The organism is Flavobacterium sp. PLA-DH12 (genome assembly GCF_059511845.1).
Genome location: NZ_JCAMPD010000005.1, coordinates 126,357 through 142,257 on the forward strand (window position 1 = coordinate 126,357; position 15,901 = coordinate 142,257).

The window sequence follows — 15,901 nt, forward strand, 5'->3', positions numbered from 1 at the left end:
ACGCAGCAAATTTCTTTTCAATTTGACGATTTGTTTTACCCCAAATCGTCCAAAGAATAATAAATAAAGACATCTTTATACCTTCTAAAGGCAGTAAAATCGTAAAAAACATAAAACATAAACAATAACTTACAAAAAAATCTACATAGTTTTTATAAGCTTAGAAACTATATTTAATATAGGCTTGTAGTGAGTAAGAGAGTATGAAAAAAGGTGTGAAAGATTTTAGCAAAAAAAACAACTCTCTAGTGTAAATGTACTGAAATTAAACAACTTACGAATTATTTTCATCATTTAGCTTGAAAAGCAAAAAAGATGAAACTTATAAAAACAAAAAGAGCAATAAAAAATTATTGCTCTTTTCTTTCTGTATAAACAGATTTAAGTTTTAATGGATAACTATTTCACACGAATACTCCATTCAAAATCCATTTCTGAGACTTGAACACCTTCTTCGTTTGTTCCGATAGATTTCATCCAAAACGTTTGCCCTTCTCCTGTTTCTATTGTTTTCTTTATAGCATCAGCGATCAAATGCCCGTCATTGCAAACAAATGTTATTTTACCAGTCGCTTTTTTTGTGAAGTTTCCCTTATTGTTGGCTACTAACATTGAAATTTTTCTGCCGCTTTGCTGAATCTGAGAAATCACCAAAGCTCCTGTCGTCAGCTCAGCAGCCATAGCCTGAACTGCAAAATACATTGAGTTAAACGGATTCTGATTGATCCACCTGTGCTTTACCGTTACTGTACAGCTATTCTCATTTATGTCCTTTACCCGAACTCCGCAAAAGTATGCTGAAGGAAGTTTAAAAAAGACAAACTTATTAAGTTTTGATACCGAAAGTGCCATAGAATATATTTTTTATGTAAAAATACAAAAAAACTATGCATGCACAATAAATTCTTTACATATCAAAAGAAGTCAACAAACATGCTACTTTCAAATGATTTTCAATGTTTTGACCTATATTTAGCAGTTTTAAATTTGTTAAATTTTTGTTAATAATTAGTACTATGCAAAACAAGATACTGTCTTTTAGACATATATTTGCATAAGAAATTACTATATACTTTTAATCATGGAAACAACAACACCACTCATCATGGAAAAAACATCAGAAAAGAATACAGCAGCATTTACTCATTTGAGTACTTTGAGCCAATACATAATTCCGTTTGGGAACTATATTTTTCCACTAATCATTTGGACAAATTATAAAGACAAGTCTGAATTTGTGGATCATCATGGAAAACAAGTATTGAACTTTCAATTGAGTATTTTGCTTTATTCTTTGATTTTAGCACTAATTGCAATACCGATTTTTATATCAGTAGTTTTACAAAATATCCCAATCGAAGCATTCATGTACAATGAGAATCTTGTAATAAGAAATTTTAACTTCGAAGGAAACATTGGACTGCTAAGTATCGGAATTACAGCTGTTATCCTTTTCGGATTATTAAAATTTGTTGAATTCTTTTTAGTAATCTATGCTTCTATAAAAGCTTCAAATGGAGAATTATACAAATATCCGATTACGATTCCTTTTATAAAGTGACATTGAAAAATTAAAAGTTATAGTCGAAACATCAATCAAATCATATAAGTTTCGAAATCAATCATCAATCAAATCATCATCAATCAAAAAACGAATTGTTCAATCAAAAAAAAACAAAATGAAATTATGAACATTGAAAACACAAAAGCACAGATGCGCAAAGGTGTTCTTGAGTTTTGCATCTTATCTGTATTAAAAGAAAAAGACGCATATACATCTGAAATATTAGACACTTTAAAAAACGCAAAATTACTAGTTGTAGAAGGAACCGTTTACCCGTTGTTAACTAGATTAAAAAACGATGGTTTACTTAATTATCGCTGGGAAGAATCGACCTCTGGGCCACCACGAAAATATTATGGATTAACCGAAATAGGACAAACATTTTTAAACGAACTTAGCGGCACTTGGACAGAATTATCCGACGCCGTAAATCTAATCACCAATCAAAATCAATAAGTCATGAACAAAACAGTAAATATTAACTTAGGCGGGATGTTTTTTCACATCGATGAAGATGCATACTTAAAATTGACACGCTATTTTGACGCTATAAAACGATCACTTAACAACTCATCTGGTCAGGATGAAATTATTAAAGACATCGAAATGCGTGTTTCTGAATTACTGACAGAAAAACAAAAAAGCGAAAAACATGTTGTTGGACTGAAAGATGTTGACGAAGTGATTGCAGTGATGGGACAGCCAGAAGATTATAGAATTGAAGACGAAGAAAATGCAAATCAATCTTTCAATAACTATACTGCAAGAAAACACAAAAAATTATATCGTGACAAAGAAAATGGTATGATTGGCGGTGTAGCGACAGGTTTAGGACATTACTTTGGAATTGACGCGGTTTGGATTAAAATCATATTCTTAATCTTCGTTTTTGCAGGTTTTGGAACGGGAATTTTAGCTTACTTCGTTCTTTGGATTGTAACTCCTGAAGCGGTAACAACTTCTGAAAAATTGGAAATGACAGGAGAACCAGTGACTATTTCGAACATCGAAAAAAAAGTTCGCGAAGAAATTGATTCACTTTCTGAAAAATTCAAAAATGCAGATTATGACAAAATGGGAAACCAGGTAAAGTCGGGAGCTGGGAGAATAAGTAGTTCATTTGGAGACTTTGTCATGACGGTTTTTAAAATCTTTGCTAAATTTTTAGGAGTAATTCTAATTATATCAGGGATTTCTACTTTAATCATGTTATTGATTGGCGTATTTACTTTAGGAACTAATATTTTTATCGATTTCCCTTGGCAGAATTTTGTTGAAGCCGGAAACTTTACAGAATATCCTCTTTGGTCATTCGGATTGTTAATGTTCTTTGCTGTTGGAATTCCGTTTTTCTTCTTAACATTATTAGGATTTAAACTGTTATCTCCAAATTTAAAATCAATCGGAAATATTACAAAATACACGCTTTTAGCTCTTTGGATTATTTCTATCGCAATTCTTACTAGCATCGGAATCAAACAGGCAACTGAAATTTCTTATGACAATAAAGTAGTAGAGAAAAAAGTTCTGGCAATCAAACCTGCTGATACTTTATACATTAAGTTCAAGTATAACGATTACTATACAAAAAGCCTGAACCACTATAGAGAGTTTGAGTTTGTTCAAGATTCTGCAAACAACGAATTGATTTATTCTAACGATGTACGTTTACATGTATTACATACAGATGAATCAGCTCCGTTCATTCAGATCGAAAAAAGCGCAAGAGGAAACTCTTTTACAAACGCTAAAAAAAGAGCAGAAAAAATTAGTTATAAGTTTCAAATTAGTGGAAATCATTTAATTTTGGATAACTATTTTCTGACAGATGTAAAAAATAAATTTAGAGGGCAAGAAGTTGACATCTATCTTTACTTACCAGAAGGGCAATTAGTTAAACCAGATTCTTCAGTTAGAGATTACTATAACTCAGATGACAATTTCTTTGAACTGAATTACAAAGGAGATTACAATTACAAAGTTATCGGATCTAAAGTAAAATGTTTAAACTGTCCTGCTGATGAGGACAATGACAACGATTATGAAAATGATTATGAGAACGACAACGAAAATGACTATGAAAACAATACTGGCAGCACCAATGATACTATAAAAGAAGTTTCGGTTAAAATTAATGGAAAAGAAGTTTTAAACGGAAAAAAAGGAAAACTAACTATTGATAAAAACGGAGTTGTAATCAAAACTAACTAAACCATGATAAAAATAATCATTCATATTACGAAATTTATAATTGCGACTGTTACGGCCTTATTATTTGCCTCATGTAATTTTAACATGAATGCAATTGAAGGAAGCGGAAATGTTACAACAGAAAAAAGAAATGTTCAAGGAGAATTTAAAAACATCTCTGTAAGTAATGCTATCGATTTGGTCATTGTACAATCTGATGCTACAGAAATCACGGTTGAAGCTGATGACAATCTTCAAAAAGAAATTGTTACTAAAGTAGAAAATGGAACGCTTATTATTGAATGCAAATACAGCTCTTTCCGTAACATTACATCAAAAACAGTAACAGTAAAAATGCCTGTTGTTCATAAAATTGAAGCTTCAAGTGCTTCAACTGTTGAAACCAACGGACTTGTTCAGGGTGAAGACATTACTTTAGAAGCTTCGAGTGCAGCATCTATGGATGTTAAAATCGAATCGGACAGAATTGCAATAGATGCCGGAAGCGGGAGTTCTATAGATATAGAAGGAAAAGCTTTAAGCCTTACGACTTCGGTTTCAAGCGGAGGAAGTATTGATGCAGAAAAATTAATGGCTAATGACATTCACGCAGATGCTTCTAGCGGTGGAACAGTTTCTGTACGCCCAATCTTAAGCCTAAAAGCAGATGCTTCTAGCGGCGGAAACATCAATTATAGTGGTACTCCAAAAACAATTGAAAAATCTGCAACATCTGGAGGAAGTGTAAGTAAAAGCTAAAATCATAACTGTTAAATATAAACGAAATCATTCACCAAAAGTGGATGATTTTTTTATATTTGTCAAAATCAAATCTAGAATTAATGAAAAAAAGTACAGCCCTACTCCTATTATTATTTGTTACGACTCTGACTTTCGCTCAAAAAAGAGAAAAAATTAAAGGTTCTAAAATTGTAACTACCTCAATAAAAGAAGTTGGAAGTTTTGATGCCCTTGAAGTCGATGATAACCTAGAAGTTTATTTGGAACAAGGAGAGAAAAACGAAATTAAAATTGAAGCCGATGATAACCTGCACGATATTGTAGGAATGGATTTAAGAGAAAAAACACTTCGCTTATATACCAATAAAGAATCTACTATTTTCAAGAAACTATCTGTAAAAGTTACTTATACTAAAACATTAAATAAAGTAATCACTAAAAATGAAGCAGTAGTGTATGCTATTCAAGAATTGCAATTGGATGACATTACAATGAATTGCCTTGATTTTTCTAAATTGTATTTGAATGTAAATGCAAAGAAATTTACTTTAATTGCCGATGATAAGTCTAGAACAGAATTAAACTTAAAAGCAGAGGACGGAAGTTTGCAATTGAGTAAATATGCTGGCGTTAAAACATTGGTTTCTGCAATAAAATTCAAATGTGATTTATATCAAAAAGCAACCGCAGCAATTGAAGGAATTGCCGAAAAAGCAACTATTCGCTTAGACAATAATTCTGTGTTTACAGGAACAAAATTTACTTTGAAAGATGCAAATATTACAGCTGAAGGTTCTGCCGTTGCTACAATTTTAGCTGATACGACTATTGCAATAGCAGCTGGAGACAAGTCTGAAATTTCATTATATGGTGATCCAAAAATAGAACTTACACGCTTTAGCGAAGAAGCAAAACTGATAAAAAAACCAGGTGCAGCAAAGCCAAAAGCAGCAACATTGTAAGCTTTTTAAAGTTTAAAAAATCAATATAACGAAAAAGAAAAATCCCAGTCTAAAATTTTAGACTGGGATTTTTTATTACAAAAGATTTCAGCTTTACAACAACTTGAAACCTGAAACTTGAAACTTTTTAACTTATTCCTTTGAAGCCAAATATCTTTCAGCATCCAAAGCCGCCATACATCCTGTTCCAGCAGCAGTAATTGCCTGACGGTATACATGATCTGCAGCATCTCCCGCTACGAATACACCTTCAACATTTGTTTTAGATGTACCTGGAGTATTTACAATATATCCTGTTTCATCAAGAGTAATATAATCTTTAAAGATATCTGTATTTGGTTTGTGGCCAATTGCCACGAAGAAACCAGTTGCAGGAATTTCGATTGTTTCGCCAGTTGTTTTATTTAAAGCTTTAATAGCATGAACTACATTGTTATCACCTAAAACTTCAACTGTATCATGATTCATTAAAATCTCGATGTTTTCTGTTTTACGAACACGTTCTTCCATAATTTTAGAAGCTCTGAATTTTTCGCTTCTAACTAACATGGTTACTTTTTTGCAAAGCTTAGATAAATAATGAGCTTCTTCGCATGCAGAATCTCCTGCTCCAACAATCACAACCTCTTGGTTTCTGTAGAAGAATCCGTCGCAGACAGCACATGCAGAAACTCCACCACCCATATTTAAATAGTGCTGTTCTGATGGTAATCCTAAATATTTAGCCGAAGCACCTGTCGAAATAATTACAGTTTCGCAGTGTAATTCGATTGTATCGTTAATCCAAACTTTATGAATATCTCCAGAAAAATCAACTTTTGTAGCCCATCCATCACGAATATCTGCCCCAAAACGTTTTGCTTGTTCCTGTAACTGAATCATCATTTCTGGTCCTGTCACTCCATCAACATAACCAGGAAAGTTTTCAACCTCATTAGTTGTAGTCAATTGACCACCAGGCTGCATTCCTTGATATAATACTGGATTCATGTTAGCTCTAGCCGCATAAATAGCCGCAGTATAACCTGCAGGGCCAGAACCTATAATAAGGCATTTAATTTTTTCGATTGTATTTGACATAGTAATAGTTTTTTTGAGTTGCAAATGTAAACTTTATTATAAAAAATAACGCCGAAAATAAATCTGAAATAGCTATATCAAAATAAGTTTTATTTATTTTCATTTTTTCCTTTTACAAATCAAAATTATTTATATCTTTGCATCCGCTTTCGGGCACTACAACAAAATTACATCTTCGGGGTGTAGCGTAGCCCGGTTATCGCGCCTGCTTTGGGAGCAGGAGGCCGCAGGTTCGAATCCTGCCACCCCGACTAGAAGACCTTTCAAAGGCAGTCAAAACCCCTTAAATCGTATGATTTAAGGGGTTTTTCTTTTTATTCAACTCCAAAATATTCAAGTTATATCAAAGAAAATGGGACCTATTCGGCTACCCTTTTTCTTTTTTTACCTTTAGGCCCCATAATTCATTTTAATATTTTAAAAATCAATCAGTTATGCTAAAATTTTAACATTTTATGCTACTCAAATCATGCAGTTTTTCAAAAGAAAATCGAGCTTTCTTGAGACCCATTTAATGTGCAATTGATCTGAAACATTAAATTTTTGAGATATGAAAACAGCAGGAATTACATTCGGGGTCCTCTTTTACCTAAAGACCCAAAAAACCACGATCCAAGGTTCGGCTCCTATCTGTGCCCGAGTAACGGTAAATGGAAGACGAACTGAGATTTCAGTCAAGCGCTCCGTTAAGGCAGCCGAATGGGATGAAAGAAAAGGCATGGCTAAGGGAAACCGCAAAGAAATTACTGAACTCAACATTTTTCTCAGCCAGTTCAAGGCAAAAATCATAAATACCTATCAGCAGATGCTGCTGAATGATGATGCTATAGACGGCACTGCGATACGCGAGCGGGTAATGGGCACAGATAGCACAGCTCCAACTCTAATGGCACTGATGGAATATCATAATGAACAGCAGATGCATAAACTTGCTCCGGGAACCATGAAGAATTACCATACCACGCAACGGTATATAAAAACATTCCTGAGGGAGAAACTCTACAGAAATGATATTGCCCTTTCGCAGCTTAAGCACAAATTTATTCTGGATTTTGAACGCTATCTATTTAATTATGTTCCAAAAGACCACCAGAAGCAACTTAATAACAACGGCATCATGAAGCATATTGAAAGGCTGCGAAAAATGATAAATATGGCTGTCAAGCTCGATTGGCTTGCTAAAGATCCTTTTGCCAGCTTCAAAAAACATTTTGATAAAGTAGAACGGCATTCATTAAACGGTAAAGAACTTGCATCGCTGATAGATAAAGAATTTACTATCGAAAGGCTGAGAAATGTTCGGGATATGTTTCTGTTCAGCTGTTATACAGGCCTTTCTTATATTGAACTCGCTGAACTAACCCCAAGCAAGATTGTTACAGGTATAGACGGTGGCCTATGGATATCTACAAGCAGGGCAAAGACAGACATAGTAGTACATGTGCCTTTACTTCCTCAGGCGACAGATTTAATGGAAAAATACCGTGATGATCCACGGGCGCTGAATAACGGCACGGTATTTCCAGTAATTTCAAACCAGCGAATGAACGGATACCTTAAAGAGATCGCTGACATTAGTGGAATAACTAAAACTCTAACCTTTCATATCGCACGGCATACTTTTGCGACAACCGTTACCCTGAGTAACGGTGTACCAATTGAGAGTGTATCTAAAATGCTCGGACATACAAGTATCCGTACCACTCAAATCTATGCTAAGGTGGTTGAACAAAAACTCAGCGAGGATATGCACAAACTCAAACAGCAGATGTCTACTCATTTATTAGACGATTGAAAGCTTGGGTATTTTGATAAAGGCAGTCTAAATTAGCGACTGCCTTTCTATTGGTTTAATGTATTTTGATTTAGTCATGATTTTTTTTAGCAGAAAAAAAGAGCAAATGCCTGCCAAACAGAACACATTTGTGCTTTCTAATGCTACTATACTTTTATTTTGTTTTGACCTGAAGCCAATACTAATATGGTGATGACATATTAATGTAAAACTGAGTATTATGAATGTAGATCTTATTACAAGAGATGACCTTGAAAAGTTTAAAAAAGACTTACTCGAAGAAATCCAGCGATATCAACAATACCCTCGCAAGAAAGGCGAGGAAACCCGCGTATGGCTTAAAAGTTATGAGGTTCGTAAACTTCTCAATATTTCGGCTGGAACGCTTCAGAATCTTAGAGTAAACGGCACTCTCCCCTACAATAAAATTGGCGGGCTTATGTATTACCGCTATGACGATATCCAAAAACTGATGGACGGTGTAAGAAATACTAAGTAAATTGAGATTCTGATTTATATTCTTCCAATAATTTTACAAAATCTTTTCTTGTGAATCTTTCGAGCCACTAAATCACTGCATTCAATACTCATAAATTTAGTTTAAAAATTGTAAACTATTACTGCTAACCTAAAAAGGCTTTCAATTATATCTTCTCCCTCCGATTCTGATACTGTTTCAAAACCTTTACAGCTTCTTAATTCTTCAATAGTTAATTTTTCAGCTTTTTGTTTCTGATCGCAAAAATTGCTTTCTTTTTGTTCGGGTCTTATATCTCGACTTTCAGCCTGTGACTTTACCAAATTTCTATCTGCCATGATTCTTCTTTTAATAATTTATTTTTACTACCTGCAAACTTTAGACAAACAATTAATAAAATCTTAGGCATTTATCTTATCAATTCTTTATATATGGTACACTAAAAATTATGTTTCATAAATTGAATTGTATCAATACTATTGCAGATCTACTGCTCTTGAGGCTTTTGCTTTAAAATCAATAGTCTTTTTTCAGGTGTTTTTCCTCAAACTCCTGCGTGATCTCTATGATTTTTTTGGACAGCACAGCCAATTCGATTGTCTGCTTTTCCAGTCTGTACAGAAATGCTGACGCCTTCTTTTCAGAAAATTTCTGATATAAAAGCTTTACGACTTGATTGTAATTTACCCCGAAAGCCCTAAACTGGCTGTAAAAAGAGGTCAGGCGCATATAATAATCCATTGTGGCTTTATCGATCCTGACTATTTTAATTCCCTTTTGAAAAATGCAGGCTGTGATAAAATGCGCCATTACATGCATTCCTGATGCTTCAAAGAGCGTCAGGAAACGTGCATTTTCCTCTGCAGTAAGGCTGATGGAATAGCGGTGCACTGCAGGATCTGTTTTGGAAGGTCTGCCTCCTTTGTGCGGGTTCTTTTTCTCTTCATTTTCCATGGCTCAACTTTAATGGAATTGCTTAAGCCCAATATATCTGATAATTGGCAGTCAACCCCCGATTTGGAATTATGTGGAATTATTTGGAAGCCTTTGGCTTACATTCTCCAAATATGGTCTTTAATCTTAGTATTGGACATCCTCAGCCAAATAAAGCCATCGGCAGACACTCTTAAGAAGCAGGCTGTTTTCAGGATTAATTTTTCTGAAAACATACAATTATGCTCTACAAAGAAACAGTCAGCAGTCAGATGTGGGAACTTCTGCAAAAGCTGATGAAGGATGAAAAATTGAAAGAATATGTACTGGTTGGAGGCACTGCACTGTCTTTAAAATTGGGGCACCGCTTATCGGTTGATATTGATCTTTTTACAACAAAAGATTTTAACCCGCAGTTGATGCTCAAATATCTGCATGATGCTTATGGCACAGATGAAAAAGAAAGCAGAACGTACAACAACACGGTTCTGACGTATATTGATGATATCAAAGTTGATATTGTAACACATAAATACCCTCTTCTGAACCCTATAGAAAACAAAGAAGGAATCCGCCTGATATCCAATGAAGACATCGGAGCTATGAAACTCCATGCCATTTTTCAAAGCGGACAGAGGCTGAAAGATTTTGTGGATATGTATTTTCTTCTGGATGAAAATCCGCTGAAGTTCTATCTTCAGGCTTATGAAAAAAAATACGACGGAAATGTCTTCTGGGCAAAACATGCTCTGGGCTATTTTGGAAATATCAATAAAGAATTTGATGTTTCAATGGTCGAAGGGAAACAGAAAAGCTGGGCAAAGATGTCCGAGCGTCTAAAGAAAGCTGCAGCAGATCCAGAACACATATTTAGTGTTAAGAGTCAGGATAATAAAATTGATAATTCCAAGAAAGGAAGGGGTTTTAGAAGGTAAAAAGATTGCTTAAAACAATAAAAATCACTAAATTTATAGTATGAAAACCCGCAGACAGATACCCAGCCTTCATCCCAAATTCTTTTGGGATACAAGAATTGACAGCTTGGATTGGCAGAAAGCCTATCTTGCCGTCATTGCACGTATCGTAGAGCGCGGGGGGCAGAATGAAATTGACGAGATCGTCCGCTTTTACGGCCGTGAAAAAGTAATAAAAGCTCTGCGTGAAGAGATTTACTTCCTACCCAACTATGCCATTGAAGATGCACTTAAATTCTTTCCAGAACTCAAAAAGGATGAGATGTACTGCTATCTGAACCGCAAGGACAAGCCTTATCACTGGATTTAGTACTGCTTCTTAAATAAATTAAGCCCTCTTTCCGCAATGATTAATCACTTCACTGCAGACTGGAGGGCATGTCCATAAACATAATCTTCCATTTTATGTTTACTATCCGCCATTTGGCGTCTGCTTTTAAACGTTTATCCTAATAATATATTACAGGCTTAAAACATTTGTTTTAAAAGCTCTCTACAATATCCAAATATCTGCGAAAGACAGCAATTACAAAATTTCCGCAAAATCATCTGCTTACAAGCAATTATTTATCTGCTGATTGTTATTTGTATTTTTCATCAATAGAACAATAAAAAGAAAACCAAGATAGGACGTGCTGGATCAGGCTGTCCAAAAGACTACGGCATAATGTTTTGCTCGTGCCTCCCAAAACACCCTTCGGGACTTATTCCGTTTCCTTTTGTCCTGCCTGCATCCCGTCCTTTTGGATTGCTTTCTTTTTCTTTTTTCCCTTTTTCTGTTTTCTTTGGAAAAATATTTTTTCTTATTGGCATGGCTTCACTATTTGCATGAATGCATCAGCACCTGCAGGACTGCCTGACTGCTCAAATCAATGCCTGACTGCAGAAAGGCACACATGACTGCATAAAAACCTGCCTGCATGAATACTTAAATACATGATTGCGTGAATGCATGATTGCAGGAATATCTGCAGGCTTGAATGCTTGAGTGCAGGACTGGAGGACTGCTTGAATATCCGCGTGCCTGCCTGCGTGTATATTTTCATAATGCATAATTTGTACTAATGTACCGCACCACTTAAGCAAAAAAGCCCCTCTCGCAGGCTTTGCTCCACAGGACTGTATATTCTGCAGATTGTTAAAATAAACCGGCTTATGTCCATTATAAAAAAAAGGGCATCAAGCCCTTTCCATTAAAATCCATTGCTGAAAATGTTGTCGCCAGACAACTGCAAGTTGTGTTTTGAGATGCTTGAAATGAATTCAGCATCTCAAAACAACTTGCCCTGCGGGGCTGGAAAACGCCTCCGAAGTCGGCGTTTTTTTAAATTACTAACACAGAAAAATCAGTCCGCACTGCTTTTTTTATTCTGCTTTAAATATTTCCTGTGGAGGATGTCCAGCAGATCACCCTCTTCCAAAGGAATCAGCATTTCAATCACTTTAAGAAGGCTGTAAACGTATCGTTCAGTCTGCCTGTGATTGTTCTCACTTATTTCAATTCCCTCTAAAGCCAGCATTCCTGCTTTAAGCAGATCCATAATCATGATAAAAAGATCAGAATACCCCTTAACATTTATGTTGAGATTGTATATACCTTTTCTTGTTTTTGACGCTGGCTTGAGCATTACAAAATATTGCTCTGGATTCTCAACCATATCCCTTAATTTGATTTTATTTTTTTCCATATCAATATATTTATCAGTTAAAATCGATCATGTCCGAAATAATGCAGTAATGTCATTATTCTGCATGATCTGTACTCAGGCTCATTTTTTTTATTTTTTTTTAATCAGTAGCAAACTCTGACAAACGAACACACAGCTGTGTAAAAAACAAAAACGTTGCAGGGAGTTTCCTGCTTGTATACTTTACCCTTATAACAGTGAAGGACCGCTTGGGTTAGGTTCTGTTTATAATAATCAAGATGGGCAAAATCAAGAACTTCTTCTAATGCGCTGAATGGGTTTCCCGTTCTGAACCCTGCCCAGAATCTTGTTTCGAAAGTTATTTTATTCTTTTTCATAATTTCCAGAGATTATCCGTTGTCATTTTCCTTATTGATCTCCAAATAAAGCTTGTGCAGTTTATCAAGCCCTTCGGATTCGGAGCATGGCAGAAGCTGTAATGCAATTTCCAAAACGCTTGTAAGATGAAAAGCGGGATCCTGAATCTGGCTGGAGTTTTCAAGATCGGAATTCTCAAGCGTGTGGAGGGCTATTTTCAGAAGATCCTGTACGGTAAACATCAGATTGATGTAGCTTGTAAATTTTAGGCTTGCATAATAAATGCCTTCTTTGTCTTTCTGCGGGGTCAGGGTTCTGAAAAAGAAACTCTCTGTCAGCTCTTTGACAAATTCACCCGCTGTTTTGGTTTCATTTGTTTCCATGATTTCTGCTATTTTATTTTCTCAGGTTCTTCCTTTTCGGCTTTCTCAAGCCTGTCAAGCTGATCTTGAATCAGAATATTAGCCTGCTTTCTAAATTTCCCGCATCTTTCTTCCATAAGCTGGTAATAGAGATAATCAACATCGTTAGCCTTGGCGAAACGCAGTACGTTGGACTGCTGTTTAAGCAGATTGAACATTGCTCTGTCTTCCTTGCTCTGGCGTGGAAAGAAATCTGCAGTAATGCTTGAAAAGTATTCGCAGAGGCTGAACAGATGCTCCATTGCAAAATGGCTCGGGGTGTAGCCTGTAAAAACACGGATCATGGAAAGGCAGGTCTGCTCCACTATCTGATGAAGTCCAAACATTTTCAACTCATACGAATTTGAAGCATCATCATCATTGTAAACCAAGTCCCAGATTGTAATTGCAATATTGCTCCTGTTTACAGCATAGTTTGATGTCAGTTTTAAGCTTCGTTTTGGGGTTTCGCTGATGTTTAAATATGGAGGATTGTTTATGTCCTGAAATAAAAGTTCTGCATTCTGCATGATCTGCCAGAAGAAAAACTGTTGGTCTTGACCTAGGCTTTTCAGGCTCTGCACATGGTGAAGAAGAATAGTTGCAGTCAAAGCCCCTTGAGTCTTCGTTTTTAACTTATCGCTTATATCATTGCTTGCATTCTCTATAGTTTCCGATACAAAAACCAAAAGGTACAAATGGACATGATCTTTGCGTATCCCATGATCGGGATAAACCTTTCTACTTGAGCTGTAAGCATTATTGTTACTGCCGAAACAATAAACTGCTGATGTCTTGATGTGCTCCGTAATTGCTTCAATTACTTCTTTTTGCTGTGAAATTTCAATTGTTTTCATAATTTTACTTTTTTTAGTTAATACTTGTGTGAAAAATTGTATTTTTGTTTAACACACAGCCAAGTAAGTGATTAGTCGTACTGTACCGTATCATTTTGTATCATACCGTACAATAAAATTTCTATATCATACAGCAGACTTACTTTTTTATTCTTAAATATTATCTTTGAGCTATGACTACATCAACAAAACCAAATCACATGGGGCGTAAAATCAGCCGTATCCGTGAACTGAAAGACATGAAACAGGAAGCACTGGCACAGGCTATGGGAACAAATCAGCAGGCGATTTCTATTATGGAAAACAGCGAAACGGTAGAAGAAGAAAAACTGATCGAAGTGGCAAAGGCTTTGGGAGTAAGCGTGGAAGCGATCAAGAATTTTTCAGAAGAAGGTGTGTTTAATTATTTTAACACTTTTAATGATTCAGGCAATAATACTTTTGCAAATAATCTATGCAATTTTAATCCATTAGATAAACTAATCGAATCTCACGAACAGCAGATCAAGCTTTACGAACGTTTGGTTCAGGCCGAAAAAGATAAAGTCGAGTATTTGGAAAAACTGCTAAAAGCAAAATAATGCTTTTATAAAAGATATATTAATTCCAAAAAGAGGCTTTCGAGTCTCTTTTTTGTTTTAAAATTATTTGTTCAACTATTTTACAATACCAAATAAATGCCATGAATAAAACAATTAAGCTAAGGGTAAAAAAAGAAATTGAAAGAGATAAAGAGCTTAAAGTATTAAAACTGAAAGGGACTTTAATTTCCAGAGGCTATACTGAAATTATCCACATAGCCGATGAAAACGAAGATTTTCACTTAAATACTTTTACCACTTCACCAGATCATAAAAAAGAAGCTGAAAATTTTGTGTTAGATTTTATATCTGCTAATAATGTAACAGATATTGTAACACTCCTGAAAGATTAATTAATCTCTTGTTTTGAAATTACTTATTACCAAAATATAAACTTAAATAAAAAACATTTAGCCTTATGGACAAAGGACAGCTGTACGGAATAACTTACGTTGACCACAAAACCCAAATCCATTTTTAACGGAAGTAGTTTAGGAAAAGAATTTAGTGCAAAAGGAATTCAGGAAAGCTGTCCCATGAACATTCTTGCATCTGAAAGAAAGCATCAAAATTCTATTGCAACAAATTCTGAGAACTTTCAAAATCTTGAATCAAGAGATTTTGTGAAAGAAAATTTAATAGATATTCTGCTCCGTGGAGAAAAAATAAATGATTATGTTTCGAAACTATTTAAACAAAAAAAGAAAAGGAGAATTTACAAAGGAATTTAAACAATAAAGAGTTCTAAATATACATCTGAATTTATTTTCATTTTTTGTCTGGCATATATTTTATTTTCATTACTTAATTTGAAATGCTAAGGTAAAAGCATTCTAGGCTTACTAAAAGACAAAAGAAACGACCAATTGGCCGTTTCTTTTATGTTCAACAATCAAAAATTCTGTATTCTTTTTTAATTCTTTATACTATTATTTTATAAAAAATTCTAATTCGTAACATTTCCAATTATTTATTTATTCTCTTTTATTAAGCATCATACTTTCTATATTCTAGGAGTCTTTGAGCGATCTCTAAGTCAGAAAATCCTTTGTTTTTCATATTTAAATCAAACTCAATTAAGTTTAATGCATGTTCTAAGGGAAATAATTGTATATACTTTGTGCCTTCCTTCTCAAAAATCAGTTCATACTCAGTCTCTTCAATTTCCAAAATAACAATGTCAGATGTCAGGCTCAAATCTTCTTTCATATAGATTAGTAGAGCTTCTGATTCATCATTTAGTCCTTCTTTTTCAATTAGTCTATTCATGCTCTCACTTTCATGAAGATACTTTATTAATTCTATTAATTTCATAATAAGCTTTTTTATAATTAGTTAA

General features: G+C 34.6%; 21 protein-coding genes and 1 tRNA gene. 13 read left to right on the forward strand and 9 right to left on the reverse strand.

The annotated features are described in order from the left end of the window. Positions 1-399 precede the first annotated feature (399 nt). Entirely contained in the window at positions 400-852 is a 453-nt protein-coding gene (locus AC5ZCW_RS11435) for a DUF4442 domain-containing protein (protein WP_496119885.1), read from the reverse strand. Between the two features lie 229 nt (positions 853-1,081). On the opposite strand from AC5ZCW_RS11435, the gene AC5ZCW_RS11440 reads away from it, so the two are divergent. The 5 genes from AC5ZCW_RS11440 (at position 1,082) to AC5ZCW_RS11460 (ending at position 5,457) form a co-directional block, all read left to right on the forward strand. Then, positions 1,082-1,561: a DUF4870 domain-containing protein gene (locus AC5ZCW_RS11440; protein ID WP_496119887.1), complete on the forward strand. Its 480-nt coding sequence runs from the start codon at positions 1,082-1,084 to the stop codon at positions 1,559-1,561. 126 nt (positions 1,562-1,687) lie between these two features. Beyond that, on the forward strand, positions 1,688-2,020 hold the full coding sequence (locus AC5ZCW_RS11445) for a PadR family transcriptional regulator (RefSeq protein WP_008464689.1): 333 nt from the start codon (positions 1,688-1,690) through the stop codon (positions 2,018-2,020). Positions 2,021-2,023: 3 nt separating this feature from the next. Continuing rightward, positions 2,024-3,775 carry a PspC domain-containing protein gene (locus tag AC5ZCW_RS11450; RefSeq protein WP_496119889.1) on the forward strand — a complete coding sequence of 584 codons (1,752 nt, stop codon included), beginning with the start codon at positions 2,024-2,026 and terminating at the stop codon, positions 3,773-3,775. 3 nt (positions 3,776-3,778) lie between these two features. Then, positions 3,779-4,513, forward strand: coding sequence for a head GIN domain-containing protein (locus AC5ZCW_RS11455; RefSeq protein WP_496119891.1), 735 nt, complete (start codon positions 3,779-3,781; stop codon positions 4,511-4,513). An 83-nt stretch (positions 4,514-4,596) separates the two neighbouring features. Next, entirely contained in the window at positions 4,597-5,457 is an 861-nt protein-coding gene (locus AC5ZCW_RS11460) for a GIN domain-containing protein (protein ID WP_496119893.1), read from the forward strand. 132 nt (positions 5,458-5,589) lie between these two features. Here AC5ZCW_RS11460 and trxB read toward each other — a convergent pair whose 3' ends face one another. Next, a complete protein-coding gene (gene trxB, locus AC5ZCW_RS11465; protein ID WP_177212190.1) occupies positions 5,590-6,537 on the reverse strand; it encodes a thioredoxin-disulfide reductase in 948 nt (315 codons plus the stop codon). Between the two features lie 176 nt (positions 6,538-6,713). On the opposite strand from trxB, the gene AC5ZCW_RS11470 reads away from it, so the two are divergent. From AC5ZCW_RS11470 to AC5ZCW_RS11480, 3 genes are all read left to right on the forward strand, one after another. Continuing rightward, a tRNA-Pro gene (locus AC5ZCW_RS11470) sits at positions 6,714-6,788 on the forward strand. Between the two features lie 299 nt (positions 6,789-7,087). Beyond that, the gene (locus AC5ZCW_RS11475; protein ID WP_496119895.1) at positions 7,088-8,332 is read left to right on the forward strand and encodes a site-specific integrase; all 1,245 of its coding nucleotides are present in this window, start codon (positions 7,088-7,090) and stop codon (positions 8,330-8,332) included. Positions 8,333-8,552: 220 nt separating this feature from the next. After that, complete coding sequence (locus AC5ZCW_RS11480; RefSeq protein WP_496119897.1) at positions 8,553-8,831, forward strand: helix-turn-helix domain-containing protein; 279 nt, start codon at positions 8,553-8,555, stop codon at positions 8,829-8,831. A 101-nt stretch (positions 8,832-8,932) separates the two neighbouring features. Here AC5ZCW_RS11480 and AC5ZCW_RS11485 read toward each other — a convergent pair whose 3' ends face one another. Both AC5ZCW_RS11485 and mobA read right to left on the reverse strand, forming a co-directional pair. After that, positions 8,933-9,148 (reverse strand): hypothetical protein, encoded by a 216-nt coding sequence (locus tag AC5ZCW_RS11485; RefSeq protein ID WP_496119899.1) that lies wholly within the window; start codon positions 9,146-9,148, stop codon positions 8,933-8,935. A 178-nt stretch (positions 9,149-9,326) separates the two neighbouring features. Beyond that, on the reverse strand, positions 9,327-9,764 hold the full coding sequence (gene mobA / locus AC5ZCW_RS11490) for a conjugal transfer protein MobA (protein WP_496119901.1): 438 nt from the start codon (positions 9,762-9,764) through the stop codon (positions 9,327-9,329). A gap of 221 nt (positions 9,765-9,985) precedes the next feature. Here mobA and AC5ZCW_RS11495 point away from each other — a divergent pair, with 221 nt between their 5' ends. Together AC5ZCW_RS11495 and AC5ZCW_RS11500 are read left to right on the forward strand one after the other, a co-directional pair. Continuing rightward, on the forward strand, positions 9,986-10,678 hold the full coding sequence (locus tag AC5ZCW_RS11495) for a nucleotidyl transferase AbiEii/AbiGii toxin family protein (protein ID WP_496119903.1): 693 nt from the start codon (positions 9,986-9,988) through the stop codon (positions 10,676-10,678). 40 nt (positions 10,679-10,718) lie between these two features. Beyond that, positions 10,719-11,027 (forward strand): DUF6922 domain-containing protein, encoded by a 309-nt coding sequence (locus tag AC5ZCW_RS11500; RefSeq protein ID WP_496119905.1) that lies wholly within the window; start codon positions 10,719-10,721, stop codon positions 11,025-11,027. Positions 11,028-11,374: 347 nt separating this feature from the next. Here AC5ZCW_RS11500 and AC5ZCW_RS11505 read toward each other — a convergent pair whose 3' ends face one another. The 4 genes from AC5ZCW_RS11505 to AC5ZCW_RS11520 form a co-directional block, all read right to left on the reverse strand. Continuing rightward, entirely contained in the window at positions 11,375-11,530 is a 156-nt protein-coding gene (locus AC5ZCW_RS11505; RefSeq protein ID WP_496119907.1) for a hypothetical protein, read from the reverse strand. Between the two features lie 533 nt (positions 11,531-12,063). Further along, complete coding sequence (locus tag AC5ZCW_RS11510; protein WP_496119909.1) at positions 12,064-12,405, reverse strand: hypothetical protein; 342 nt, start codon at positions 12,403-12,405, stop codon at positions 12,064-12,066. A gap of 350 nt (positions 12,406-12,755) precedes the next feature. Continuing rightward, positions 12,756-13,106 (reverse strand): hypothetical protein, encoded by a 351-nt coding sequence (locus AC5ZCW_RS11515; protein WP_496119911.1) that lies wholly within the window; start codon positions 13,104-13,106, stop codon positions 12,756-12,758. Positions 13,107-13,114: 8 nt separating this feature from the next. Beyond that, on the reverse strand, positions 13,115-13,981 hold the full coding sequence (locus AC5ZCW_RS11520; RefSeq protein WP_496119913.1) for a hypothetical protein: 867 nt from the start codon (positions 13,979-13,981) through the stop codon (positions 13,115-13,117). Positions 13,982-14,154: 173 nt separating this feature from the next. Between AC5ZCW_RS11520 and AC5ZCW_RS11525 the strand changes: the two genes are divergently transcribed. The 3 genes from AC5ZCW_RS11525 (at position 14,155) to AC5ZCW_RS11535 (ending at position 15,293) form a co-directional block, all read left to right on the forward strand. Further along, positions 14,155-14,562, forward strand: a complete 408-nt coding sequence (locus AC5ZCW_RS11525) for a helix-turn-helix domain-containing protein (protein WP_496119915.1) — start codon at positions 14,155-14,157, stop codon at positions 14,560-14,562. A 101-nt stretch (positions 14,563-14,663) separates the two neighbouring features. Beyond that, entirely contained in the window at positions 14,664-14,915 is a 252-nt protein-coding gene (locus tag AC5ZCW_RS11530; RefSeq protein WP_078006066.1) for a hypothetical protein, read from the forward strand. A 99-nt stretch (positions 14,916-15,014) separates the two neighbouring features. Continuing rightward, complete coding sequence (locus AC5ZCW_RS11535) at positions 15,015-15,293, forward strand: hypothetical protein (RefSeq protein ID WP_496119917.1); 279 nt, start codon at positions 15,015-15,017, stop codon at positions 15,291-15,293. 256 nt (positions 15,294-15,549) lie between these two features. Here AC5ZCW_RS11535 and AC5ZCW_RS11540 read toward each other — a convergent pair whose 3' ends face one another. Beyond that, positions 15,550-15,876 (reverse strand): hypothetical protein, encoded by a 327-nt coding sequence (locus tag AC5ZCW_RS11540; RefSeq protein WP_496119919.1) that lies wholly within the window; start codon positions 15,874-15,876, stop codon positions 15,550-15,552. Between the last annotated feature and the right edge of the window lie 25 nt (positions 15,877-15,901).

What these genes read in the sequence shown, in the direction of transcription:
- AC5ZCW_RS11500 (WP_496119905.1), top strand. Translation starts at nt 10,719, where the DNA reads ATGAAAACCCGCAGACAGATACCCAGCCTTCATCCCAAATTCTTTTGG.
- AC5ZCW_RS11455 (WP_496119891.1), top strand. Translation starts at nt 3,779, where the DNA reads ATGATAAAAATAATCATTCATATTACGAAATTTATAATTGCGACTGTT.
- mobA (WP_496119901.1), bottom strand. Translation starts at nt 9,764, where the DNA reads ATGGAAAATGAAGAGAAAAAGAACCCGCACAAAGGAGGCAGACCTTCC.
- AC5ZCW_RS11485 (WP_496119899.1), bottom strand. Translation starts at nt 9,148, where the DNA reads ATGGCAGATAGAAATTTGGTAAAGTCACAGGCTGAAAGTCGAGATATA.
- AC5ZCW_RS11440 (WP_496119887.1), top strand. Translation starts at nt 1,082, where the DNA reads ATGGAAACAACAACACCACTCATCATGGAAAAAACATCAGAAAAGAAT.
- AC5ZCW_RS11520 (WP_496119913.1), bottom strand. Translation starts at nt 13,981, where the DNA reads ATGAAAACAATTGAAATTTCACAGCAAAAAGAAGTAATTGAAGCAATT.
- AC5ZCW_RS11435 (WP_496119885.1), bottom strand. Translation starts at nt 852, where the DNA reads ATGGCACTTTCGGTATCAAAACTTAATAAGTTTGTCTTTTTTAAACTT.
- AC5ZCW_RS11505 (WP_496119907.1), bottom strand. Translation starts at nt 11,530, where the DNA reads ATGCCAATAAGAAAAAATATTTTTCCAAAGAAAACAGAAAAAGGGAAA.
- AC5ZCW_RS11495 (WP_496119903.1), top strand. Translation starts at nt 9,986, where the DNA reads ATGCTCTACAAAGAAACAGTCAGCAGTCAGATGTGGGAACTTCTGCAA.
- AC5ZCW_RS11475 (WP_496119895.1), top strand. Translation starts at nt 7,088, where the DNA reads ATGAAAACAGCAGGAATTACATTCGGGGTCCTCTTTTACCTAAAGACC.
- AC5ZCW_RS11510 (WP_496119909.1), bottom strand. Translation starts at nt 12,405, where the DNA reads ATGGAAAAAAATAAAATCAAATTAAGGGATATGGTTGAGAATCCAGAG.
- AC5ZCW_RS11460 (WP_496119893.1), top strand. Translation starts at nt 4,597, where the DNA reads ATGAAAAAAAGTACAGCCCTACTCCTATTATTATTTGTTACGACTCTG.
- AC5ZCW_RS11450 (WP_496119889.1), top strand. Translation starts at nt 2,024, where the DNA reads ATGAACAAAACAGTAAATATTAACTTAGGCGGGATGTTTTTTCACATC.
- AC5ZCW_RS11445 (WP_008464689.1), top strand. Translation starts at nt 1,688, where the DNA reads ATGAACATTGAAAACACAAAAGCACAGATGCGCAAAGGTGTTCTTGAG.
- AC5ZCW_RS11515 (WP_496119911.1), bottom strand. Translation starts at nt 13,106, where the DNA reads ATGGAAACAAATGAAACCAAAACAGCGGGTGAATTTGTCAAAGAGCTG.
- AC5ZCW_RS11540 (WP_496119919.1), bottom strand. Translation starts at nt 15,876, where the DNA reads ATGAAATTAATAGAATTAATAAAGTATCTTCATGAAAGTGAGAGCATG.
- AC5ZCW_RS11525 (WP_496119915.1), top strand. Translation starts at nt 14,155, where the DNA reads ATGACTACATCAACAAAACCAAATCACATGGGGCGTAAAATCAGCCGT.
- AC5ZCW_RS11530 (WP_078006066.1), top strand. Translation starts at nt 14,664, where the DNA reads ATGAATAAAACAATTAAGCTAAGGGTAAAAAAAGAAATTGAAAGAGAT.
- trxB (WP_177212190.1), bottom strand. Translation starts at nt 6,537, where the DNA reads ATGTCAAATACAATCGAAAAAATTAAATGCCTTATTATAGGTTCTGGC.
- AC5ZCW_RS11480 (WP_496119897.1), top strand. Translation starts at nt 8,553, where the DNA reads ATGAATGTAGATCTTATTACAAGAGATGACCTTGAAAAGTTTAAAAAA.